Source organism: Streptococcus porcinus (genome assembly GCF_900475415.1).
Classification (GTDB): domain Bacteria; phylum Bacillota; class Bacilli; order Lactobacillales; family Streptococcaceae; genus Streptococcus; species Streptococcus porcinus.
This window is the reverse complement of record NZ_LS483388.1, coordinates 1,097,995-1,121,289: the sequence shown is the minus strand read 5'-3', so window position 1 is coordinate 1,121,289 and position 23,295 is coordinate 1,097,995. Positions and strand designations below refer to the sequence as shown.

Below are 23,295 nucleotides of genomic sequence, written 5' to 3'. Positions count from 1 at the left end.
ATATTTTATGGAGGATTTATGACAATTGACTAAGCCAATTATCACATTTAAAAATGTTTCTAAAACATTTGAAGACAATGGTACTCAGGTACTAAAAAATATTAATTTTGAACTTGAAGAGGGTAAATTTTATACTCTTTTAGGTGCATCCGGTTCAGGGAAATCTACTATTCTGAATATTATTGCTGGACTTATTGATGCAAGCAGTGGTGATATTTTTCTTGATGGAAAACGGATTAATGATGTTCCCATCAGTAAACGAGATGTTCATACTGTATTCCAAAATTATGCCCTCTTTCCCCATATGAATGTTTTTGATAACGTGGCTTTTGCCTTAAAATTAAAAAATGTCCCTAAAGTTGAAATAGCAAAAAGAGTTCAAGAAACTTTAAAAATGGTTCAATTAGAGGGGTTTGAAAAAAGACCTATTCAAAAATTGTCAGGTGGTCAAAGGCAACGTGTAGCGATAGCACGCGCAATTATTAATCAACCTCGCGTGGTTTTACTTGATGAACCATTGTCGGCTTTAGATTTGAAGTTACGTACAGAAATGCAATACGAACTGCGTGAACTTCAACAAAGACTTGGGATCACCTTTGTATTTGTTACCCATGATCAAGAAGAAGCATTGGCTATGAGTGATTGGATTTTCGTCATGAATGATGGTGAAATTGTTCAGTCAGGGACACCCGTTGATATTTACGACGAGCCGATTAATCATTTTGTTGCAAACTTTATTGGAGAATCTAACATCATTAATGGAACTATGATTGAGGATTATTTAGTATCCTTCAATGGAAAAACCTTTGAATCAGTTGATGGTGGGATGCGTCCAAATGAACCAGTAGAAGTAGTGATTCGTCCAGAAGATCTGCAGATTACTCTACCTGAAGAAGGTAAGCTCCAAGTTAAGGTTGACACTCAGTTATTCCGTGGTGTACATTACGAAATTATTGCTTATGATGAGCTTGGTAATGAGTGGATGATTCATTCTACTCGCAAAGCCATTGAGGGTGAAATTATTGGATTGTCCTTTACTCCAGAAGATATTCATATCATGCGTTTAAATGAAACAGAAGAAGAATTTGATGCACGTATTGAAGAATATGTTGATACCGATGAGCAGGAGGAGGGGCTGATTAACGCAATCGAGGAGGAACGTAATGAAGAAAACCTCTAAGTCTTACTCGATTCCCTATTTTCTTTGGATTTTTCTTTTTGTTCTAGCACCAGTTGCTCTCTTATTTTACAAATCTTTTTTTGATATCCAAGGTCATCTTACTCTTGCTAACTATCAGATTTTTTTCAGTTCCTGGACTTATCTACGTATGGTTTTTAATTCCATTGTTTATGCAGGAATTATTACGATAGTCACTCTTTTGTTATCTTATCCAGCAGCCTATTGCTTAACTAAGCTTAAGCATCGGCAACTGTGGTTAATGTTAATTATTTTACCAACTTGGGTTAATCTCTTATTAAAAGCTTATGCCTTTATGGGGATTTTTGGTCAGCAAGGTGGAATTAATGCCTTTTTGACTTTTGTTGGAATTGGTCCTAAGCAAATTCTATTTACAGATTTTTCCTTTATTTTTGTAGCTTCATATATTGAACTTCCTTTTATGATATTGCCGATCTTTAATGCTTTAGATGATATAGATGGAAATGTTATAAATGCTAGTCGCGATTTAGGGGCAAATGAAGTTCAAACTTTTTCGCGTGTCATCTTTCCTTTGTCAATGAGTGGTGTACGTGCAGGTGTACAGTCTGTTTTCATTCCAAGTTTGAGTCTTTTCATGCTAACACGCCTCATTGGTGGAAACCGTGTCATCACTCTTGGAACGGCCATTGAGCAGCACTTCCTAACTACGCAAAATTGGGGAATGGGTTCTACTATTGGTGTGGTTCTCATTTTTACCATGCTTGTCATTATGTGGGTAACAAAGGAGAAAAGCCAATGAAAAAATTTGTTCCAATTTATTTAACTTTCACTTTTGTACTTCTCTACGTTCCGATTTTATATCTCATTTTTTATTCTTTTAATAAAGGAGGAGACATGAATGGGTTTACTGGGGTAACATTGGAACATTATCGGACGCTTTTTGCTGATAGTCGACTGATGTCAATTCTCTTGCAAACCTTTGTCTTAGCATTTTCAAGTGCTCTGATTGCAACCTTCATCGGTACTTTTGGTGCTATATTCATTCATCATGCTAAAAAGAGATTCCAGAATTCGCTCCTATCTGCCAATAATGTTCTCATGGTTTCACCAGATGTTATGATTGGCGCATCATTTTTAATACTTTTTACAACTTTGAAGTTTCAATTAGGCGCTTTTTCTGTCCTCTTAAGTCACATTGCCTTCTCAATTCCAATTGTCGTTTTGATGGTCTTACCACGACTTAAAGAAATGAATCAAGATATGATTAATGCAGCCTATGATTTGGGAGCTAGTCAATTTCAGATGATGAAAGAAGTTATGTTGCCTTTCTTAACACCTGGTATTATTGCTGGATACTTTATGGCTTTTACGTATTCATTAGATGATTTTGCAGTTACTTTCTTTTTAACAGGTAATGGTTTTACTACGCTTTCTGTAGAAATTTATTCGCGCGCTCGGCGAGGGATTTCACTTGATATCAATGCTCTCTCAACGATTGTCTTTTTTGTCTCAATACTTTTGGTAATGGGCTATTATTATATCTCACTTGATAAGGAGGACAAGCATGCGTAAATTGTATTCTTTTGTTGCAGGGGTATTGGTTATTATTGTTGTCCTAGCTGGGCTTTCTTTTGCTATTCAGAAAAAAACAGGGTCTGCTAATCAAGCAGATAAATTAGTCATTTACAACTGGGGTGATTATATTGATCCTGCTTTGCTGAAAAAATTTACAAAGGAAACTGGTATTCAAGTGCAGTACGAAACCTTTGATTCAAACGAGGCCATGTACACCAAAATAAAACAGGGTGGTACAACCTATGATATTGCTGTGCCAAGTGATTACACCATAGACAAAATGATTAAAGAAAATCTTTTAGTCAAATTGGATAAAAGTAAACTAAAAGGGATGGATGCGATAGGTAAGGAGTTCTTAGGGAAAAGTTTTGATCCTAAAAATGATTACTCAATTCCCTATTTTTGGGGGACGGTCGGTATTGTGTACAATGACCAACAAGTAAAACATGCTCCCAAGCATTGGGAGGATTTATGGCGTCCTGAATACAAAGATAAAATCATGTTGATTGATGGGGCGAGAGAGATGCTGGGAATAGGTTTGACCACATTTGGCAATAGTGTCAACTCTAAAAATATGAACCAATTAAAAGCAGCAGAAAAACGACTTCAATCATTAACACCAAATATCAAAGCTATTGTTGCCGATGAAATGAAAGGTTATATGATTCAAGGAGATGCTGCTATCGGAGTCACTTTCTCAGGCGAAGCAAGTGAGATGCTTGCTAATAATAAGCATTTACACTATGTTGTTCCTACAGAAGGTTCAAACCTCTGGTTTGATAATTTGGTCTTACCAAAAACAATGAAACATGAAAAAGAAGCTTATGCCTTTTTAAATTTTATCAATGAACCTAAGAACGCTGCTCAAAATGCAGAATATATCGGCTATGCTACTCCAAATACCAAGGCTAAAGCTATCTTACCAAAAGAGATAAAAGAAGATCCTGCTTTTTACCCAACAAATGAAACCATTAAGAAACTAGAAGTTTACGACAACTTAGGAAATTATTGGTTAGGAGTCTATAATGATCTCTATCTGCAATTTAAAATGTACCGCAAATAATAAAATAAGACTATCCACGTGGATAGTCTTATTTTATTATTCCTTTTCCGAAATGCTCGCTTACTTTTGAGATTGCCGTAATTAAGGGTAAAAGGAGTGGGTAGTAGGGGAAGGATTTTTATGATAAACACGGTATGGACGTCCCACCTTTGTATAAATCTGGTCACTCAGTAAGTAATTATTTTCTTCTAAAAAAGTAATATATTTGCGAACAGAAACATGAGAAAGTTGGGATTTTTGGGTAATATCTTGGATGGTAAAGGAATCAGCTAAGGTATCAATTGTATTAAGAACAAGCTGCATAGTCGTTTGTGATAGTCCTTTTTCTAATAGCAAGGATTGCCTATTTTGCGAGGACACTTCTTTATTGTTTATTTTAAGAGAGTCAATGTGTTCTTGTTGCAAGATTGTTTGGTTTAAGCGTTTGAATTGTGCTAAAAATAAGTCAATACTTTCTTTGAACCGCTCGTAGGTAAATGGTTTGATTAAGTAGTCTACAACTCCAAGATGAAAGCCCAATTTAATATTTTTACCATCATTAGCAGCTGAAATAATAATGACTTCACAATTAAGGTGTTCTTGTCTTAGATATTCTAAAAATTGCAAGCCGTTGCCATCTTTAATATGAATATCCAGTAGGACGAGATCAATCTTGAAATTATTACATTTTTCTTTAGCATCCTTGATAGTGCTACTGGATAAAATGATATCAAATTGATTTATTTTTTCCAAATAATTCCGATGAATGAAATCTACCATGGGATCATCTTCAATAATTAAAACATTCATATTACTCTCCTTTATAGGGAATGGCTACTGTAAATTCTAGTGGATAAGTGAAAAGCTGTTTAGTTGATTTAGAGTGGGTTTTAACAAGTAGTTGTTTGAAATAGTGGGTTTCTAATATATCTTCGATATTTTGAGCCTCTATTAACTTATCGTTAATTTGATAAGAGCTAAAGAGTGTGTCATCTTGATAACTTAAAGTAATTGTTACAAATTTAGGATTCAATCCTTTCAGTACATGAGTGTGAAGATATCTAAAAATCATTAAGACATTGTTTAATTGATTTTGGATTTGATTTCGAGGAATATCACTAGTTACTTCAAAGGCCAAACTAACATTGAGCTCTTGAAATTTTTCTTGTTCTCCAATTAGGAAGCTTGCCAGTAGAGGTTCTTTAATTAAAACGGACAATCGTGTAAAAAATTCTGATTCGGGTTCAAGTAAACTATCTAAGTAGATTTTGAGCTGATCAAAATAAGAAATATCAACTAAACCATAAATCACATGCAACTGATTCATAAACTTATGAGTTTGTGCTTGTAGGGCTGAAGCATATGTAGTTGTATACACCAGCTGATCCATGGTATATATAGCATCTGAGGCATTCCGAATGAGGAGTAAATAGCCTCGAAGATCTTTTTTTACAGCAATAGGTGAAATTGTAATAAGAAAATCTTCATCCTGGTATTTTAAAAGTTGCTCGTGACCTTGATGTAAATCTAGACTGGAAAAATTTGGGAAAATACTTTCAATTTTTCGTCCTTTAAGATGTTCTAAATTAAGTTTTTGTTGAACTAATTGATTAGCTGAAGGGTTAACCAATTCAATATGATGTTGGCGATTAATAATAAAGACAGCATTTTCGATTTGATCTAGCATAGCATTACGTTCTTCTAAAAGCTGATAAATTTCGCTAGGTTCTAAATTATGGAGTTGTTTTTTTAACCTCATTGAAATAATTGATGTTACTAATAAACTAAAGACAAGGGATAAAATAACTGCTGAGGTGTATTTTTGCTTGGATAAGGTAACAACTTCATTTAAAGTTGTTAATTTTATCCCAACGGCAAGGGCTCCTATTTGTTTGCCATTGCTATTTTTAACAGGAATTAAATACCTAAGAGATTTCCCTAAACTGCCCTTAGCTGTTGAAATAACTTCCTTACCTTTCAAAACAGTTTTCTCATCACCACCTTGAAAAGGTTTGCCGATTTTATGAATATTGGGATGTGTGTATCTAATTCCTTGCATATCCATAACAACAACATAGTCTAGGTCATAAGCCCTCGTAATACCTTTGGTATAGGAAATAAGTGATTGATTGGTTTGCTTATTTTCAAGACTTTGAATAATTTGGTCATTTTCAGATAACATTTTCCCAGTTGCTGTTAGAAGATGACTTTCTTGCTGTTTAATAGAACGGTAGGTTTCATGAATCGTTATCCCATAAAAGATTGAGCCTGTTACGATTATCATACTTACTAATACCAGAGATAAGCTGGCCCATAATGATAGATGTCTTCTCATAAATCCTCCTATTAATTGAGTATATCATAGGAGAAGTTTTAGACCTAGTTTAAATTAATTAAATAAATTGAATTATTTTAGATAGTTAAAGAACTTAAATAAACTTCCGCTTAAGTTTGATATCTCTTATACTAAAATTAACTAATAAAGGGAGGTAGTTTCATGGGGATAAATCATGAAAATGATGCCGTAGATAAAGCATCAGAACACAATCAGAAGAAGTGGTTAGCCTTTAAAGTAGGCTCAGTTCCATTACCAGTTTACCTAGTTTTTGCAACTTTAATTCTTTTTACAGCGTGGCTTCAACAGTTACCAGTTAATATGCTGGGAGGTTTCGCAGTCATTTTGACAATGGGGTGGTTGTTAGGCACTATTGGAGCTAATATTCCTGGATTGAAAAATTTTGGTGGCCCAGCGATATTATCGTTACTCATTCCTTCAATATTGGTATTTTTCAACCTTTTAAACCCGAATATTTTAGGAGCTACCAAAGTTCTAATGAAAGATGCCAATTTCCTATATTTCTATATTGCCTGCCTTGTCTGTGGTAGTATTTTAGGAATGAATCGAAAAATATTAATTCAAGGACTATTTCGTATGATTATTCCGATGCTTCTTGGAATGGTATGTGCGATGGCAGTGGGCACCTTAGTTGGTGTTATTTTAGGATTAGAGTGGCAGCATGCATTATTTTATATTGTTACACCTGTCTTAGCAGGTGGTATTGGTGAAGGTATTTTACCTTTGTCATTAGGCTACAGTGCGATTACGGGCGTAGGAAGTGAACAATTAGTAGCTCAACTTATCCCAGCAACAATTATCGGTAACTTTTTTGCTATTATGTGTACAGCCCTACTATCTCGTTTTGGCGAAAAACATCCGCAATATTCCGGAAAAGGGCAATTGGTAAAGGTTGGTCATGGTGAAGATATGGCTGATGCCTTAAAAGACAATTCCGGGGCTTTAGATGTAAAACTCATGGGTGGGGGCGTCCTTACAGCATGTTCTCTTTTCATAGCGGGTGGTTTATTACAGTATTTAACAGGTTTCCCAGGGCCAGTATTGATGATTCTACTAGCGGCCTTCTTGAAATATTTAAATGTTATCCCACAAGAAACGCAGAATGGAGCTAAGCAACTTTATAAATTTATTTCTAGTAACTTTACTTTTCCCTTAATGGCGGGGCTTGGGCTACTTTATATTCCTCTTAAAGATGTAGTAGCAACCCTAAGTTGGCAATATTTTGTCATTGTTATTAGTGTTGTTTTCACTGTCATTTCGGTAGGTTTCTTTGTTTCTCGTTTTTTAAATATGAATCCTGTAGAGGCAGGTATTATTTCAGCTTGTCAAAGTGGTATGGGAGGAACAGGAGATGTAGCTATCTTAAGCACTGCTGATAGAATGAACTTAATGCCATTCGCACAAGTTGCAACACGCTTGGGTGGTGCCATTACTGTTATTACAATGACAGCAATTTTAAGAATAATTTTCAAATAGAAAGAGGTAAAAAATGACAAAAGATTTTGGGCAATTAGCCTTAGAGCAAGCGAAAAAATTTGGTGGTAAGTTAGAAGTCATCCCTAAAGTAGCTATTGAAAATAAACATGATTTGAGTATTGCTTATACACCAGGGGTTGCAAGTGTTTCGACAGCAATTGCAAAAGATAAAGAGCTAGGTTACGAATTAACAAGTAAAAAGAATACGGTTGCAGTAGTTAGTGACGGTTCAGCGGTACTTGGCTTAGGAGATATAGGAGCATTAGCTGCTATGCCCGTTATGGAAGGTAAGGCAGCGCTCTTTAAAGCATTTGCTGGTGTTGATGCTGTTCCGATTGTGCTTGATACAAATGACACTGAAGAAATTATTAGCATAGTAAAAGCACTTTCTCCAACCTTTGGAGGCATCAACCTGGAGGATATTTCAGCTCCTAGGTGCTTTGAAATTGAACAACGCCTTATTGAAGAATGTGATATTCCTGTATTCCATGATGATCAACACGGTACTGCAATTGTGGTATTAGCAGCGATTTTCAATTCCCTTAAATTAATTGGTAAAGCTCTTGAAGACGTCAAAGTTGTTGTGAATGGTGGAGGCTCTGCGGGTCTATCTATTACGCGAAAATTATTAGCTGCTGGGGCCAAACAGGTCACAATTGTTGATAAATTCGGAATCATTAATGAAAAGGATGGCCATAAACTGGCACCACACCATTTGGAAATTGCCAAGCTTACTAACCGAGAATTTCAATCTGGTACCTTAGAAGATGCTCTAGAAGGGGCTGATATATTTATCGGTGTTTCAGCTCCTGGTGTTTTAAAAGCAGAGTGGATTGCTAAAATGACTGAAAAACCTGTTATTTTTGCCATGGCTAATCCTATTCCTGAAATTTACCCCGATCAAGCTATTGAAGCTGGAGCCTATATTGTTGGAACTGGAAGAAGTGATTTTCCAAACCAAATCAATAATGTTTTAGCCTTTCCAGGAATTTTCCGCGGAGCTTTAGATGCGCGTGCTAAGACAATCACTGTTGATATGCAAATAGCAGCAGCAAAAGGGATAGCAAGCTTAATACCAGATGAAGAATTATCACCAACCCATATTATCCCAGATGCCTTTCAAGAAGGTGTGGCAGAAATTGTCGCAAAAAGTGTCCGCCAAGCAGCAGATTAAGTCTCCTTTTAGCTCACTTAATATTTCCTCCTAAACATACTAGTGTTTAAAGAAACTTCTTTAAGCACTAGTTTTTTTGTCTCACTTTTCAGAGGAACCGAATCTAGTAATTTTACTCACTTACTTTTTTATGTGTTTTTCTTAAAATTATCTTGAAAATAAAATGATAAAATGTATAATTAAATTAAGCATGCTTAATTTAATATTAAAGCTAACTAAATATAGTTATGTTTTACCAAAGCGATTTTTAGAAAACAAGGGGGTTAAGGTGACAAAAAAATCTATTTATGCAACACAAACTAGAATTCTCCTAAATTCTAGTATACTTTTACTGTTTGCTGGCTTGGCAACTAATTCTTCAAACGTATCTGCAGATAGTCATGAGATTGACAATAATGCTTCTGCTAATAATATACAAGCTGGTAGCGCGAGTAGAGCAGAAGCGATTAATACTAAGGAAGTTGAACTGAACTACAAAGAAGTCAGTGGAACTAGCATAGAAACAAAAAACAGTTCTTTTGATACCACTCCAAGTATGCCATTACTTGATCAAGCTAATACTATTCACAACCAAGAAGTAAAGGCTGAGGGAGACACTAAATTAGATGGTAGAGGTGTTCTGATTGCTTCTATTGACTCCGGAATTGATCTTACTCATGAAACGCTGAGTTTAGATAATGATATTAGCGATCGTGACTTAAAAGAAAAAACAGTTGCTTCTGGGGCTAGCAGAAAAGTTCCTTATGTCTTTGATACTATGAGTGGGGATACTAGTATTAAAGATGATCAGACTGAACATGGGATGCACATTGCAGGGGTTTTGGTCGGTAACACTAAAAACGGTTTCAAAGGAATGGCTAAGAATGCACAACTTTTGGCCTATCGTACTTGGAGTAAGGATAATAGTGAAGGTTATCAGGGGTCCAGTCAATTTTTTGCGATGGAAGATGCGATGAACCGAAAAGCAGATATTATAAGTTTGAGCATAGGTGAGATAGGGACAGGTCGAAATGACGATATCTGGGCTAAAGTTTTGGAGAGAGCAAAGAAAGAAGACGTTATTATTGCGGCGGCTATGGGAAACTATGGAACCTCTTCAATGACTAATTCCTATGATACTTTAGTAGATGAAAAATTCTCACTTCAAGATAATTCAACACTTCTATCAGTATCATCAAATGACTCAGTTTTAGGTGTAGGTTCCTATTATGACACTCACATGCGTTTACCACATCTCAAAATTGAAGACTTAGACTTAGCTTATGAGAATATTAATTGGCACAATTATTTCTTATTTGAGCAAAAAGATAAAAATCAGATTAGTTTTGATAATAATATTATTGACTTGGAGCAGGAAAAAAGTATTTCGAATATTAGTGGAAAAATTGTCCTAGTTAATCGAAAAAGTGAACAAGTCTATCAACAACTAGTAACAATCATGGGAGAAAAACCAAAAGGCATCATCTTAGTTAATGCTGCGACTGCCACGACATATGGTAATTACAAAAATGTACCTGAAATAAGAAGTACCTTACTTGGTGATTCAAAAGGTTTATTTCAAGCAACTTGGGCGATTAGTGTATCAGCAAATGATGGGGAGAAACTCCGTAATTACCTTAAAAATCAATCTCAGAAGCTTCATCGTCTCACCATAGAAAGAGAGCCAAAGCTAACCAAGGTTTTTGAACATAAAGGAATTTCAGGATTTAGTACCTGGGGACCAAGACCTGATCTGGAATTAAAACCGGATTTAGTCGCTCCCGGCGAAAATGTCTATTCATCAGGAAATGAGAATAGTTATTATAATGACAGCGGGACATCAATGGCTGCACCACACGTTGCAGGTGCTAGTGCTATGTTGTTGCCTATCACAAAACAATTCCAAGCCAAATGGAACCAGAACTTTGCTAAAATTTCGCTCATTCAACTCAATAAACTATTGCTACAAAATACTGCTGATATTTTGATTGATCATACAGTGCCAAATGGTAAACCACTCTTACCATACTCTCCAAGGCGTCAAGGAGCAGGAGCAGTCAATCTCTTAAAAGCATTGAAGACCAAGGTATTTCTTTCAGATGAAAACTTAAAAGGTGCTATCAGTCTTAAGGATTTCACTGAAAAGGAAAAAACTTTTTCCCTTGTTTTACACAATCTATCGGATAAAGAACAATTTTTCAAACTTGAAGCAAGTCCAATCTTAGGAAAAGTAACTTACGACAATAAAAGGCAAAATCTTGAAAAAACATTGGCTATTAAAACAGTTCATTCCCGCCAAATTGAAGAAGCGAGCCTTATTGCTCCGAGGTATGTGAGAATTGCACCAAATAGCCAGATGACTATTCCTATGACTCTGAAGGTTGGAAAAGCAAAAATGGATGAGTTTATAGAAGGGTTCATTCGCTTTAAGTCACTTAACAAAGAGCAGGCTGACTTGAGTATACCTTATTTGGGCTTTTATGGAGATTGGAATCGTGAAAAGATTGTTGACCCAGTTGCATGGCAAGACGGTAGCAAAACAAAAATGACAGGTATCGTTAAAGCTTATCCTATAGGGCTTGAAATTTTCGATTATGTTCCTTGGGGTGTTGACTATAACAAATGGAAAGAAGATCACAATAACCTAGAGGCAGATCCGCGTCATTATGTTATGCAATCACTTGGTGGTATTGATAGTCATGCGCTGATGAAACTTCGACTAATCTTTATGCGACATGCTAAGGATTTTCAGGTCGAAATAACAGATTCAGCTAATCCTCAACTAGCAAAAACGTTGAAAGTTCTGAAAGTGGGCCACTATTATCCTAAATTTATGGAAAGTGCTTACCAAGAATATCCAGATCGTTACCAACCAATGTTTGGAGATTACGATCCCGATCTTGAATGGGATGGTAGCCTTTATAATCCAAAAACAAATGATGACCAACCTATTGCTGAAGGATTATACTTTATCAAAATTAAGGCACGGTTAGATGAAAATAGGCCGTGGCAAGAAACTTATATTCCCTTCGCCGTTGATAATACTAAACCAAAGGTTAGCCTTGTTCATAATACTGATAAAGAAGTTCTTCTTGCTATCACAGATAAGCACCTAAAAGATGTTACTATCGTTATGGAAGATAAAGTAACGAAAGAACTTAAAGCGGGTGCTGATGGTTATTATCGTGTGCCTAAAAACAGTGGTGACACTTACTCAGGCTATAGCCTAATTGTTGAAGATTTTGGTGAAAATAGAGTTGAATATGACCTGCAAGAACTTTTGTTAAAAGGTAATCTCAAGGAGAAAGAGTCAAAAAGACTTACTAAAAAATCCTTACTTACTGATTCGAGTGTTCTTAAACCAAAGAAAAAACTTATTCCTCAACCAGGACATGACATTGAACCAGACAATGATACTGAATGGGAAGATGATAATCAGGAGTGGGAAACAAGTGATAGTAACCCTAAAGAGTTTACCCATGGAACGGATTTCCATGATGGTAAATTAACATCAGCTTACACAGAAGCAACAGCCTCTAATGATGTTGATATTGAATTTGATGAAAATGGAAACGCCTTTAGGACATATTATATTCATTTGCAAAAAGGACAACACCTTTTTCTAACTAATACAAACGCTTTATATAATGCTAAGCAAAAACAGAGTCTTTTTGCTCCAAGTTGGCAAAAAAGATACGACTACCAAGAGTCAGATTATAAAGATAGTCATTTCAAGGAAATAAAGGTTCCAATTTTTCAAGGTCCAAATACCTTGAATGTCAAAGCCTACTATAACAATGAACTGATTTCTAATAAAGGCTATGCCATCAAGCTTGATACGCGGACTCCGGAATTGACTTTCCACAATACAAATATCCATTATTTCCATAAAGAAGGATTAAGTTCAGAAGATAGAGAAGATCAGCTATTGGGAGAAATTACTATCCCAAACAATGTTTTGCGTTTAGCAGGCAAAATTAAGGATGCCCAAGACGGATGGAAATTATTTGTAAATGGTGATATGGTTGACAGTCGTATAAAAGATGGAGAATATGATGACTATTTCCACCAGAATGAATCTGAGTGGTACTATGAGAAAGCTATTGAAGACGGAGATTATGTCAAAGTAGTTATTTCTGATTATGTTAATAACAACATTTCTTATTTGTTTAAAGTTAAGATTGACCCTAATGCTGTAAACGATGGCTTAGCTGAGCATCTATTAAAGAGAAAAGAAAAAAAGGAAGGCCTACTACTAGAAAATCAAAAAACACCTGTCAAAAAAGTGGATTTGATGAAACCAGCCCAATTAGCTAACTTTAATGGTAAGGGGATCACAAATGCTGAAGAGTTAATATATGCCTTGTCTGCAGAATTACCAGACTACAGTATTCAAGTTCTAAATATGTCAATTGAACCACAGGTACCAACAAAAGGACAGGCACTTATTCAATTACAAAAAGGACAGTCAATAGGACGATTTACATTAAATTGGGAAACCCCAGTCCAGTCAGAACAAAAAGCTACTAACACTTTGCCTGTAAATGTGCTGTTTTCATTTGAAAGAAATAATAAAAATGTAAAGACCTATGCAAGGGCTCTATTTAATAGCTATAAGACAGACAACGTAAGTCGGAATATGGAAAGTATTACTGGAACAGATACATTAGAAACAACAGAGAAGACTCTTCCTGTAACAGGTGAAAAGGATTCAAAAGTGTGGTATATTTTTGCAATTTTCTTTAGTCTCTTTTACTTTAAGTCAAATCGAAAAAGAAAAGAGTTTAATAAAGAAAACTAGTAAATCTCAATAAAATAAAAAGGGAAATGGTAATGTCATTTCTCTTTTTTTGGAGGTTTTTTGTCTTAGTAGTAACTAGATTCTTTTAGCTTACTTTGATACAATGTTAAATGTTTAGTGTTTATAGAAAGTGAGGACTTATGGAAAATCATAAGAATGAATACGCTTTTTCAAATGAATCAATTATTTCGTTTGTTTGGCGGGGTATTTTAGTTGGTAGTATTGCTGGTGTTATAGTTAGTTTATTTAGACTTCTGATTGAGAAGTTATCGCATTTAGTGGTAGCTACTTACCAGATATCACATGATAAACCAAGTCTAGTGCTAGTAATCATTGTTATAAGTATTCTAGTGCTTGTAGTTATTAGTCAGTTTATTGCTTCTGAACCAGATATCAAAGGCTCAGGGATACCACATGTTGAAGGAGAGCTTAAAGGGTTATTAGCACCCACTTGGTGGCCTGTCCTTTGGAAAAAGTTCATAGCAGGAATTTTAGCTATTTCAATGGGATTTATGCTAGGACGAGAAGGTCCCTCAATTCAATTAGGAGCAATGGCAGCAAAAGGGTTGTCAAAATTTTTAAAATCCAGTCGCTTAGAAAAAAGAGTTCTCATTGCAAGCGGAGCGGCTGCGGGTTTGTCTGCAGCTTTCAATGCCCCTATTGCAGGTTTACTTTTTGTGGTGGAAGAAATTTACCATCATTTTTCACGTTTAATTTGGATCACTGCTTTAGTTGCTAGCTTGGTTGCTAATTTTATTTCACTGCATATTTTTGGTTTAGAACCCATTCTTGCTATGCCAAAAGCGATGCCTTTTTTGGATTTGAATCATTATTGGCTATTACTCCTCTTAGGAACTTTTCTGGGAGTTTTAGGGTATGTCTATGAGCGTGTTATTCTAGCTTTCCCCAAATACATTAACCAAATATGTAGTGTTCTCCATATATCTCCCAAATATCAAGGGCTAATTCCTCTCATACTTATTATGCCCATCGGCTATTATTTTCCTCAGTTGCTCGGTGGTGGGAATGGATTGATCATAGGACTATCCATCAATCAAACAACATTGTTTATGGTTTGTTTATTTTTTATACTACGCTTTATTGGAAGCATGTTTTCCTATGGGAGTGGTTTACCAGGAGGTATTTTCCTTCCCATTTTGACCTTAGGAGCTCTTCTAGGATTAATTTTTGGTCTCCTTTTCCAAAAAATCGGCTTATTAGAGCCTGGATTTTTGCCTTTATTTATAGTTCTTGGCATGGCAGGTTATTTTGCAGCTATCTCAAAAGCTCCGCTGACTGGTATGCTTTTAGTAACAGAAATGGTTGGTGATTTAAAGCCTTTAATGGCTATAGCAGTAGTAACCTTTGTTGCATATCTCTTAATGGATCTCCTAAAAGGAGCTCCTATCTATGAAGCAATGTTAGAAAAAATGCCAATCATGCCCCCACACGACTTGGTTGAACCTACCTTGGTTGAACTTACCGTGAGTGATCGTATAGCAGGGCGTTATGTTAGGGATTTAAAATTGCCTGACAATGTTCTTATTACAACTCAAGTTCATCATGGCCGATCTCAAGTAGTTTCAGGAGACACTGTATTAATAAGTGGTGCGACCATTTTTATGGTGGTTAATGAATCGGAAGTTGGACATATTCGGCAATTAGTCATGTCCGTATAAAAGTCTGAATAGCATACGATTAGTCTAATCTAAATAAGTTTAAAAATAACTTCTGATATGAACATACAATTATAAATAGTCAATAGTTAGCCTGCTTGTTACAATAGTAAGAAAACACCCCTTTAAGACAAGAGGTGTTTTCTATTATGATTTAGGCGGATTAATAAGTGTTCTACTCTCTTTAGGCTTGGTATATTTTTTCCGATACTGACTTGGTGTCAGCAGGTAGTAACTTTTAAATTGCCGATTAAAATTAGAGAGGTTATTGAACCCCACCTCATTAGCAATTTCAAGAATAGGTAGAGTAGAATTGATGAGTAGCTCGCAAGCTTTGCTCAAACGGACTTGAATGATAAATTCCGTACAAGATGTTCCGGTGTGTTGCTTAAAAACCGTCATAAAATGAGTTTTACTATAGCCCATATAATTAGCTAAAAAGCCAATGCTTAGTTCTTGCTGATAATGAGTGTTAATATAGTCAATTAATTGACGAATTTTTTCATTTTTCCGATAAGTATCATCTGTATGTTTACGGATAACATAGCGGTAGTAGTAAAGAAGATAGATAAATTCATGCAAGCGTGATTTCAGTAGAAGCTCAAAATGCCGGTTTTCTTCTTTGGCAATGGTGAAAATAGATAGGAGACATGTTTTAATTTGGTCATAGCCCGCCATATGGGGCTTAATACAGTGGACAAATTTGTGGCTACTATTTTGTAGAGGTTGAAGGTAATGAAGACTAACCTGATCAATAATAGAAGAACCAATCATATCTAAATGAAATTGAAAGGTATCAGTAACATGTGGCTTTTGGGCAATAGGATGAATAGAATGCATACCATTCGGCCTAATTAAGATGATATCGCCAGATTGGCTATTAAAGAAGTCGTAATCAATATGGTAGCGCGCACAGCCTTCGCTAACGTAGGTAATTTCCATTTCTGGATGCCAGTGAAATAAAATGTCAGGTCTCCCATCTTTGACTTCATTATGAAAATAATGATAGGAAAGTAAATGACGTTGAGGTTCATTATTATGTCGTTGGTCAGTTAGTAACATTTAAGATTCTCCTAGATAACCTAATCATGTAATAGTATTATAACAGAATGACATTTTGAAGTCTGTATCAAAGCGAAAAGCTTCTAATTAAAGAAGAGTTATCAGCTTTAGAGATGGTAAAACGATTTCATCTAGAAAAGTCATTCTAAAGCTATAGATAAACATTTCTTTTTGATATACTAGTTCTATAAAAAAGGGGGATTATATGTTAGAAACTGTTTCGAAGGAACTTTTAGCTTATCAAATGGATCGTTTAGATTCCTATAGAGAACTTAATCAAGCAGTGAAACCTGGCGGTATCATCTTTGCAGGTGATTCTTTAATTGAATTTTTTCCTATTAAAAAATTCTTAGGTCGTGACTTGCCCATTCATAACAGAGGTATTGCAGGGATCGATAGTAAGTGGTTGCTTACTCATTTGGATCAACAAATCTGTGATTTAGAGCCTTCTAAGGTTTTTATCCTTATTGGTACAAATGATATCGGCCTCGGTGCCACCAATTCAGAAATCAAGGAGATGGTAGCAGAGATAGTAGCAGAGATAAAAAGAAAAAGTAGTGAGACACAGATTTATCTCTTATCCATTTTACCTGTTTCAGATGCCACTCAATATCAAAAAACGGTTAAAGTTAGAAATAACGAAACCATAGATCAGCTTAATAGTGCCTTACAGACATTAACAGGAATTGAATTTATTGATCTTAGTTCCTCTCTAAAAAATGCTAATAATGCACTAGACCTTCAACTAACTAAGGATGGTTTGCATTTGAACTTAGAAGGTTATGAAAAAGTTGCTAAAGTTCTGTTACCTTACTTATAATAAATAGCTTTTAAAGAAATAAGATTGAGTTTATCCTCAGTCTTTTTTTATCCTCTAAAACAAAGGATAGTATCAGAAAATCAAAGAATGAGACAAGAAACCGTTTTAAAAAAGTGTTAATCTTATCTAAGATATACCAAAGAGGTATCAAAGGGATAAACTGCTTCCCGAAGATTTTGTTTTGAGGTCTTGAAAGCTGTTCTTATAGGAGGGGAAATGCAGAAAATATTTTATCTTATGCGGCATGGTCAGACTTTATTTAATATTCAGGGACGTATTCAGGGAGCTTGTGATTCGCCCTTAACTGCATTAGGGATTAAACAAGCACAAGCAGCACGTGCCTATTTTCAAGAAGAGAATATAGTCTTTGATAAGGTTTATTCTTCTACTCAAGAAAGGGCTTGTGACACCGCCGAAATTGCAAGTGGTCGAACTGATTTAATCCGTTTAAAAGGTTTAAAAGAATGGAATTTTGGTGCTTTTGAAGCTCATCCAGAATATTTGAATCCACATCTTTTTAAGGAAGATGGTTCAGGCTATCGTGATTATTTTGTGGCTTATGGTGGTGAATCTAATATTGAAGTATATAAACGTATGGCAGCAACTATTAAGAATGCTTTGGCTGATGAAAAAGAAGAAGCAATATCACTTTTTGTCAGCCATGGAGCCTCTATCACCCAATTTTACCGTCATATGACAGTGGATGCTCCTGTTTTGGAAAAACCGATGTCGAACTGTGCCATTTTAAAATTAGTTTATGATGGTAAAAAAATACAAGTATTATCAGTTTATAATCCAATGGACCAAGAATACATATTTGATAGATTGAAAGAAAGTTCGAGTTCTGACTAATGACAGCATTTAATACTTTAGCACCAGTCTTTTTCATGCTGATATTGGGATATTTGGCACGACACTTCAAGTGGATTACATCTCAAGATAAAGACGGTGCTAACACTATTATGTTTACAGTATTGTTTCCAATCTTAATTTTTCATCTAATGATGCAAGCGGAATTAAGGATAGACACTGTTCCCATCATTGCTTACACGTTAATAGTTTTCGTATTGGCAGTCTTGGTTGGGAAGTGGTTACAAGGTTTTATTGGGGAATCACGATCGCATTTTGCCCCCTTCTTACTCTCCACAGTTGAAGGAGGAAGCGTTGCTCTGCCATTATACTTATCTATTGTTGGTGTTTCCAGCAATACAGTCATTTTTGATATTGCCGGTGCTATAACTGCATTTTTAATTATTCCTATCATAGTCTCAAAGGCTGCTGCCAATCAAACCAGTAATAAAGAATTAGTGGTTTCTATTATAAAGCATCCCTTTGTGATTGCAATCTTTCTAGGTTTAGTAGGTAATGTTTGTCATTGGTCAGAGATAATCGCACAGAGTTCTATTGCACCAGCTTATGATGGAATTATCGGGCGAGCAACTGCTCCTATTGCAGGAATGATTCTTTTTATAATCGGTTATGACCTAAACATGAGTTTGACTACTATTAGGCCATTAGCAAAATTGATATTAGTTCGTTTTACTTTTTATATTTTTGTTATTCTCGGATTCTTTATTTTATTTCCCAAAATTATGGCTAACTATGATTTTAAGTTGGCTGTTCTCATTTATTTTATGTGTCCAACGGGGTTTGCTTTGCCAGCGATTATTTCCCCAGTCTTTAAGTCTGAAGAAGATGAATTATTTTCGGCAACTTTTATTTCACTATCGCTTGTTGTGACCTTGATTATTTACACACTTATTGTTATTTTCATGGCTCACTAACTTACTATAAAAAGGAGAAAATGATGTCTACAAAACAATTTCCAGATAACTTTTTATGGGGTGGCGCAACTGCTGCCAATCAATTAGAAGGTGCTTTTGATCTTGACGGTCGTGGATTAGCTAATGTTGATTTATCACCCGTTGGTGATGCTCGCCTTGATGTTATCACTGGTAAACGTAAAATGTTTAATTTTGAAGAGGGGTATTTCTACCCAGCTAAAGATTCTATTGATTTTTATCATCGTTATAAAGAAGATATTGCTTTATTTGCTGAAATGGGTTTTAAAACATTTCGCATGTCTATCGCTTGGTCCCGCATTTTCCCGAAAGGAGATGAAAGTCAGCCTAATGAAGCTGGCTTGGCCTTTTACGAAGAAGTTTTTAAAGAATGTCATAAATATGGAATAGAACCCTTAGTAACTATTACCCATTTTGATATTCCCATGCATTTAGTAAGAGAATATGGTGGTTGGCGTAATCGGAAATTGGTTGACTTTTATGGTAATTTAGTGACTGTTTTATTTAAACGTTATAAGGGACTTGTTAAATATTGGTTAACATTTAATGAAATCAATATTCTTTTGCATGCTCCATTTATGGGAGCCGGGATTGTTTTTGAAAAAGGCGAAGACCGCAATCAAGTTCTCTACACAGCAGCCCATCATGAATTATTGGCCTCAGCTTTGGCAACAAAAATTGGACATGAAATAGATCCAGAAAATCAAATTGGCTGCATGTTAGCAGCTGGGAAATTTTACCCAATGACACCTAAGCCTGAAGATGTTTGGGCAGCTATGGAAAAAGACCGTGAAAATTACTTCTTTATTGATGTTCAAGCACGAGGAAAATATCCGGAATATGCCTTAAAATTCTTTGAACGTGAAGGTATCAAACTAACCTTTGAAAAAGGTGATGAGCAACTTCTAAAAGAAAATACGGTTGATTTTGTGTCGTTCTCCTACTATGCTAGTCGTGCAGCACAAGCTCAAAAAACTGATCAATCTGAAGCTAATCTTTTAGCTTCTTCAGAAAATCCTTATTTAGAAACAACTGATTGGGGTTGGGCAATTGATCCACTAGGATTTCGTATTACGCTAAATGATCTCTATGACAGGTATCAAAAACCTCTATTTGTTGTTGAAAACGGACTTGGCGCAGTAGATGTCCCAGATGAAGGCGGCTATGTGGCAGATGATTATCGCATCAACTACTTACGGCAACACATTGAAGCCATGCGGGATGCTATCACAGAAGATGGTGTAAGAGTCTTAGGATACACCACTTGGGGCCCAATTGATCTTGTTTCAGCAGGAACAGGTGAGATGAAAAAACGATATGGATTTATCTATGTTGACCGTGACAACTACGGAAATGGAACACTTAAACGCTCTAAGAAAAAATCTTTTGGTTGGTACCAAAAAGTTATTGCTTCGAATGGCTCAGATCTAGACTAATTTTAGAATCAGCTTTGCACAGTAATATTAAAAACTCCTCACCAAATATTTACTCAATCTAACAAATTAAACTGGCTTTGCTATTAAAAAAAAGAGAAAAGGAGTGGCAGTTGAAAGTTTCTTGATAGAGACTATACCAACTGTCATTCTTTTTAATCTGCCTTAGATGTTCATTTTATCATTTTAGTGTATAATGAGTGAAAGGAGTTTTTATGCATTTTGAAAAGAAACATGTTTTGTACATTGTCGTGGCCTTTCTTATCTGTTTTATGATTCAAGCTAATTGGGATAAGGGAACTGACATCGTCCAAACCGTTATTAAAACAAGCTTACCATTTCTTTATGGGGCAGCTCTGGCCTATATTATTAATATTGTCATGACTGCCTATGAAAATCTTTTGAATCGTTTCGTAAAAACCAACCGTTTTTTTCACTTAAGGCGTGGTTTTGCGATGATTCTGGCTTATGCAACCTTCATTGCTTTGTTTTTTTGGATTGTTTCCATAGTCATTCCAGATTTGATTGCTAGTATTAATATGATGCTATCTTTTGATACAAGTTCAGTTAAACAGTATATTAATGATTTAAGTCATAATAAAATAATTGCTAAAGTGATTCATTATTTTGGTGGTGATGCTAAAATTACACAAACAATTAGCAATTATAGTCAACAGTTGTTAAAGCAGTTCTTGTCATTTCTAACGAGTATCTTAACCTCGATGACAGTGATTGCCTCAGCTATTATTAATGTCTTTGTGGCTTTTGTTTTTTCTTTTTATGTCTTAGGTAATAAGGAACAACTCTGTCGTCAGGGCAATATTTTGGTTGATACCTATACTGGGATTCACGCCCAACGCATTCATTATATTGTTGGCTTGTTGCATAATCGTTTTCGTGGTTTCTTTGTTGGACAGACTATTGAGGCAATGATTTTGGGAAGCTTAACTGCACTCGGAATGTTTCTCTTTAAACTTCCTTTCGCAGCTACCATAGGGGTACTTGTTGCCTTTACAGCCCTAATTCCGGTTGTAGGAGCTTATATAGGTGTTACGGTTGGTTTTATACTAATTATGACGCAATCCTTATCACAAGCTATTTTCTTTCTCATTTTCATTATCATTCTTCAACAATTTGAAGGCAATCTTATCTATCCACGTGTAGTAGGAAGTTCTATCAAATTACCTGGTATGTGGGTTTTGATGGCAATTACGATTGGTGCTTCCCTAAAAGGGATTGTGGGCATGATTGTTGCTGTCCCATTAGCAGCAACATTTTATCAGATGGTTAAAGATAATATTGATAAAAAACAAGCTATCAAAAAGAACCAAGTTTCCTAAAACTTGGTTCTTTTTGATAGGCATGATGGTTTTCTTTGTAGCTTAGCAAAGTGTTTAACTTTTTCGAATATATCAAGTGGAGGTGTTAGAATGTATTCCATTAAGCTTGAAAAAGAAAGTCTATTACCTAGGGAGAAGTTAGTTAGAAATGGTGCTGAGCAACTTAGTGATCAAGAATTGTTAGCTATTATCCTGAGGACCGGTAACAAGGATAAACATGTCATGGAGCTAGCCGCCAATCTCTTAAATACTGTTTCATCATTATCCGATTTTAAAAAAATGTCCTTACAAGAGTTACGACAACTTGCTGGGATTGGCAATGTAAAATCAATCGAGTTAAAAGCGATGCTTGAATTTTCAAGAAGGATCCAAGAATCTGAACAAACCTGTCAATACCAAATTTTGTCAAGTTTTCAAATTGCTAAAAAAATGATAAAACAATTGGGAGATAAGGAACAAGAACATTTAGTAGCATTATACCTAGATACCCAAAATAGAGTTATTGAAGAAAAAACTATTTTTATCGGAAGTGTTCGACGCTCAATAGCCGAGCCTAGGGAAATCTTGCATTATGCTTGTCGAAATATGGCAACAAGTATGATTATTATTCATAATCACCCTTCAGGTTTTGTAGATCCAAGTGAAAATGATTATCATTTCACAAAAAACATAAAACAATTATGTGATCAAATTGGAATTGCTTGTCTCGATCACATAATTGTTGGAAAAAATAACTATTATAGTTTTCGTGAAAAAACCAACCTGTTTTGTGAAAAAACTCTTGAATAAAACAAACACAATGAAGAGGTTTCATTGTGTTTGTTGTTAATACACTTTATCTTATTTATTTGCCTGATTCATAAAATAGAGTAAAGTTTGGAGTTCACTTGTTAAATCAACATATTGTACAATGACATCAGCTGGCACTTGTAGATGTACCGGCGAAAAACTTAGAATCCCTTTAATCCCTGCAGCAATAAGTTGATCGGCGACCTCTTGTGCCTGTACACTTGGTACAGTTAAAATAGCAGTTTCAATATCAGTTTTTTCAACGTGCTCTTTTAATGTGGACATGCCATAAATGGGAATCCCATCAGCAGTATTTGTTCCAACCATGGGATGACTATCAACATCAAAACCCATTGAAATTTGCATCTTATTACGATCATGGAAGCGATAGTGCAGTAATGCACGGCCAATATTACCACACCCTACAATAAGGACATTGGTTGTCGAGTGATCGTTTAAGAGATCAGCAAAAAAGTTCATTAATTTTGAAACATCATATCCGAATCCTCGACGTCCCAATTCACCAAAGTAGGAAAAGTCACGACGGACTGTTGCAGAGTCAATCCCCATTGCGTCTGCAATTTGTTTAGAACTCGCTTTTTCAATCTGATCGGCATAAAAACGTTTGAAAATGCGATAATACAAAGACAAGCGTTTAGCTGTTGCCTTTGGAATGGATTTATCAATTACCATTATCTTGCTCCTTTTTTATTATTCAGTATCTTTCATGCTACTATTGTAACAAATACTTTGTGAAAAATGCAACTTTAATCCACTAGATAGGAGTAAATATTACTATTTTAGTCCCGTC

General features: G+C 35.4%; 18 protein-coding genes. 14 read left to right on the top strand and 4 right to left on the bottom strand.

What is annotated here, in order from left to right; genetic code table 11:
* Positions 1-25 precede the first annotated feature (25 nt).
* Genes DQM45_RS05620 through DQM45_RS05605 form a run of 4 tightly spaced genes read left to right on the top strand, consistent with a single transcriptional unit; the run spans position 26 to position 3,797 of the window.
* Positions 26-1,180 (top strand): ABC transporter ATP-binding protein, encoded by a 1,155-nt coding sequence (locus DQM45_RS05620; RefSeq protein WP_003084497.1) that lies wholly within the window; start codon positions 26-28, stop codon positions 1,178-1,180.
* Entirely contained in the window at positions 1,164-1,958 is a 795-nt protein-coding gene (locus tag DQM45_RS05615) for an ABC transporter permease (protein WP_003084240.1), read from the top strand. Before DQM45_RS05620 ends, DQM45_RS05615 begins: the two co-directional genes overlap by 17 nt.
* Positions 1,955-2,731: an ABC transporter permease gene (locus tag DQM45_RS05610; protein WP_003085319.1), complete on the top strand. Its 777-nt coding sequence runs from the start codon at positions 1,955-1,957 to the stop codon at positions 2,729-2,731. Before DQM45_RS05615 ends, DQM45_RS05610 begins: the two co-directional genes overlap by 4 nt.
* Positions 2,724-3,797 carry an ABC transporter substrate-binding protein gene (locus tag DQM45_RS05605; protein WP_003084741.1) on the top strand — a complete coding sequence of 358 codons (1,074 nt, stop codon included), beginning with the start codon at positions 2,724-2,726 and terminating at the stop codon, positions 3,795-3,797. The genes DQM45_RS05610 and DQM45_RS05605 overlap by 8 nt, the downstream gene beginning before the upstream one ends.
* An 81-nt stretch (positions 3,798-3,878) precedes the next feature.
* Here the strand turns inward: DQM45_RS05605 and DQM45_RS05600 are convergent, their stop codons facing one another.
* Both DQM45_RS05600 and DQM45_RS05595 read right to left on the bottom strand, forming a co-directional pair.
* Positions 3,879-4,586, bottom strand: a complete 708-nt coding sequence (locus tag DQM45_RS05600) for a response regulator (RefSeq protein ID WP_003085841.1) — start codon at positions 4,584-4,586, stop codon at positions 3,879-3,881.
* 1 nt (position 4,587) lies between these two features.
* A complete protein-coding gene (locus DQM45_RS05595) occupies positions 4,588-6,111 on the bottom strand; it encodes a sensor histidine kinase (RefSeq protein WP_003085169.1) in 1,524 nt (507 codons plus the stop codon).
* Positions 6,112-6,273: 162 nt separating this feature from the next.
* Here DQM45_RS05595 and DQM45_RS05590 point away from each other — a divergent pair, with 162 nt between their 5' ends.
* The 4 genes from DQM45_RS05590 (at position 6,274) to DQM45_RS05575 (ending at position 15,241) form a co-directional block, all read left to right on the top strand.
* A complete protein-coding gene (locus DQM45_RS05590) occupies positions 6,274-7,608 on the top strand; it encodes a 2-hydroxycarboxylate transporter family protein (protein WP_003082744.1) in 1,335 nt (444 codons plus the stop codon).
* Positions 7,609-7,621: 13 nt separating this feature from the next.
* Positions 7,622-8,782, top strand: coding sequence for an NAD(P)-dependent malic enzyme (locus tag DQM45_RS05585; protein ID WP_003085511.1), 1,161 nt, complete (start codon positions 7,622-7,624; stop codon positions 8,780-8,782).
* A 268-nt stretch (positions 8,783-9,050) separates the two neighbouring features.
* The gene (locus tag DQM45_RS05580; RefSeq protein ID WP_003083176.1) at positions 9,051-13,562 is read left to right on the top strand and encodes a S8 family serine peptidase; all 4,512 of its coding nucleotides are present in this window, start codon (positions 9,051-9,053) and stop codon (positions 13,560-13,562) included.
* A 140-nt stretch (positions 13,563-13,702) separates the two neighbouring features.
* Positions 13,703-15,241, top strand: coding sequence for a ClC family H(+)/Cl(-) exchange transporter (locus tag DQM45_RS05575; RefSeq protein ID WP_003084857.1), 1,539 nt, complete (start codon positions 13,703-13,705; stop codon positions 15,239-15,241).
* A gap of 144 nt (positions 15,242-15,385) precedes the next feature.
* Here DQM45_RS05575 and DQM45_RS05570 read toward each other — a convergent pair whose 3' ends face one another.
* The gene (locus tag DQM45_RS05570) at positions 15,386-16,300 is read right to left on the bottom strand and encodes an AraC family transcriptional regulator (RefSeq protein ID WP_003082902.1); all 915 of its coding nucleotides are present in this window, start codon (positions 16,298-16,300) and stop codon (positions 15,386-15,388) included.
* 205 nt (positions 16,301-16,505) lie between these two features.
* Between DQM45_RS05570 and DQM45_RS05565 the strand changes: the two genes are divergently transcribed.
* From DQM45_RS05565 to radC, 6 genes are all read left to right on the top strand, one after another.
* Positions 16,506-17,120: an SGNH/GDSL hydrolase family protein gene (locus tag DQM45_RS05565; RefSeq protein WP_003083370.1), complete on the top strand. Its 615-nt coding sequence runs from the start codon at positions 16,506-16,508 to the stop codon at positions 17,118-17,120.
* Between the two features lie 216 nt (positions 17,121-17,336).
* Positions 17,337-17,972: a histidine phosphatase family protein gene (locus DQM45_RS05560; protein WP_003083522.1), complete on the top strand. Its 636-nt coding sequence runs from the start codon at positions 17,337-17,339 to the stop codon at positions 17,970-17,972.
* Positions 17,972-18,904 carry an AEC family transporter gene (locus DQM45_RS05555; protein ID WP_003085611.1) on the top strand — a complete coding sequence of 311 codons (933 nt, stop codon included), beginning with the start codon at positions 17,972-17,974 and terminating at the stop codon, positions 18,902-18,904. Before DQM45_RS05560 ends, DQM45_RS05555 begins: the two co-directional genes overlap by 1 nt.
* 20 nt (positions 18,905-18,924) lie before the next feature.
* A complete protein-coding gene (locus tag DQM45_RS05550; RefSeq protein WP_269472102.1) occupies positions 18,925-20,358 on the top strand; it encodes a 6-phospho-beta-glucosidase in 1,434 nt (477 codons plus the stop codon).
* A gap of 212 nt (positions 20,359-20,570) precedes the next feature.
* A complete protein-coding gene (locus tag DQM45_RS05545; RefSeq protein WP_003083911.1) occupies positions 20,571-21,695 on the top strand; it encodes an AI-2E family transporter in 1,125 nt (374 codons plus the stop codon).
* Between the two features lie 90 nt (positions 21,696-21,785).
* Entirely contained in the window at positions 21,786-22,484 is a 699-nt protein-coding gene (gene radC / locus DQM45_RS05540; protein WP_003086005.1) for a RadC family protein, read from the top strand.
* Positions 22,485-22,535: 51 nt separating this feature from the next.
* Here radC and DQM45_RS05535 read toward each other — a convergent pair whose 3' ends face one another.
* Positions 22,536-23,177, bottom strand: coding sequence for a redox-sensing transcriptional repressor Rex (locus DQM45_RS05535; RefSeq protein ID WP_003082838.1), 642 nt, complete (start codon positions 23,175-23,177; stop codon positions 22,536-22,538).
* Positions 23,178-23,295 lie beyond the last annotated feature (118 nt).

Bases quoted from the DNA above. Each gene is read 5' to 3' on its own strand.
- DQM45_RS05615 (WP_003084240.1), top strand. From the start codon at position 1,164: ATGAAGAAAACCTCTAAGTCTTACTCGATTCCCTATTTTCTTTGGATT.
- DQM45_RS05610 (WP_003085319.1), top strand. From the start codon at position 1,955: ATGAAAAAATTTGTTCCAATTTATTTAACTTTCACTTTTGTACTTCTC.
- DQM45_RS05605 (WP_003084741.1), top strand. From the start codon at position 2,724: ATGCGTAAATTGTATTCTTTTGTTGCAGGGGTATTGGTTATTATTGTT.
- DQM45_RS05600 (WP_003085841.1), bottom strand. From the start codon at position 4,586: ATGAATGTTTTAATTATTGAAGATGATCCCATGGTAGATTTCATTCAT.
- DQM45_RS05595 (WP_003085169.1), bottom strand. From the start codon at position 6,111: ATGAGAAGACATCTATCATTATGGGCCAGCTTATCTCTGGTATTAGTA.
- DQM45_RS05590 (WP_003082744.1), top strand. From the start codon at position 6,274: ATGGGGATAAATCATGAAAATGATGCCGTAGATAAAGCATCAGAACAC.
- DQM45_RS05585 (WP_003085511.1), top strand. From the start codon at position 7,622: ATGACAAAAGATTTTGGGCAATTAGCCTTAGAGCAAGCGAAAAAATTT.
- DQM45_RS05575 (WP_003084857.1), top strand. From the start codon at position 13,703: ATGGAAAATCATAAGAATGAATACGCTTTTTCAAATGAATCAATTATT.
- DQM45_RS05570 (WP_003082902.1), bottom strand. From the start codon at position 16,300: ATGTTACTAACTGACCAACGACATAATAATGAACCTCAACGTCATTTA.
- DQM45_RS05565 (WP_003083370.1), top strand. From the start codon at position 16,506: ATGTTAGAAACTGTTTCGAAGGAACTTTTAGCTTATCAAATGGATCGT.
- DQM45_RS05560 (WP_003083522.1), top strand. From the start codon at position 17,337: ATGCAGAAAATATTTTATCTTATGCGGCATGGTCAGACTTTATTTAAT.
- DQM45_RS05555 (WP_003085611.1), top strand. From the start codon at position 17,972: ATGACAGCATTTAATACTTTAGCACCAGTCTTTTTCATGCTGATATTG.
- DQM45_RS05550 (WP_269472102.1), top strand. From the start codon at position 18,925: ATGATGTCTACAAAACAATTTCCAGATAACTTTTTATGGGGTGGCGCA.
- DQM45_RS05545 (WP_003083911.1), top strand. From the start codon at position 20,571: ATGCATTTTGAAAAGAAACATGTTTTGTACATTGTCGTGGCCTTTCTT.
- radC (WP_003086005.1), top strand. From the start codon at position 21,786: ATGTATTCCATTAAGCTTGAAAAAGAAAGTCTATTACCTAGGGAGAAG.
- DQM45_RS05535 (WP_003082838.1), bottom strand. From the start codon at position 23,177: ATGGTAATTGATAAATCCATTCCAAAGGCAACAGCTAAACGCTTGTCT.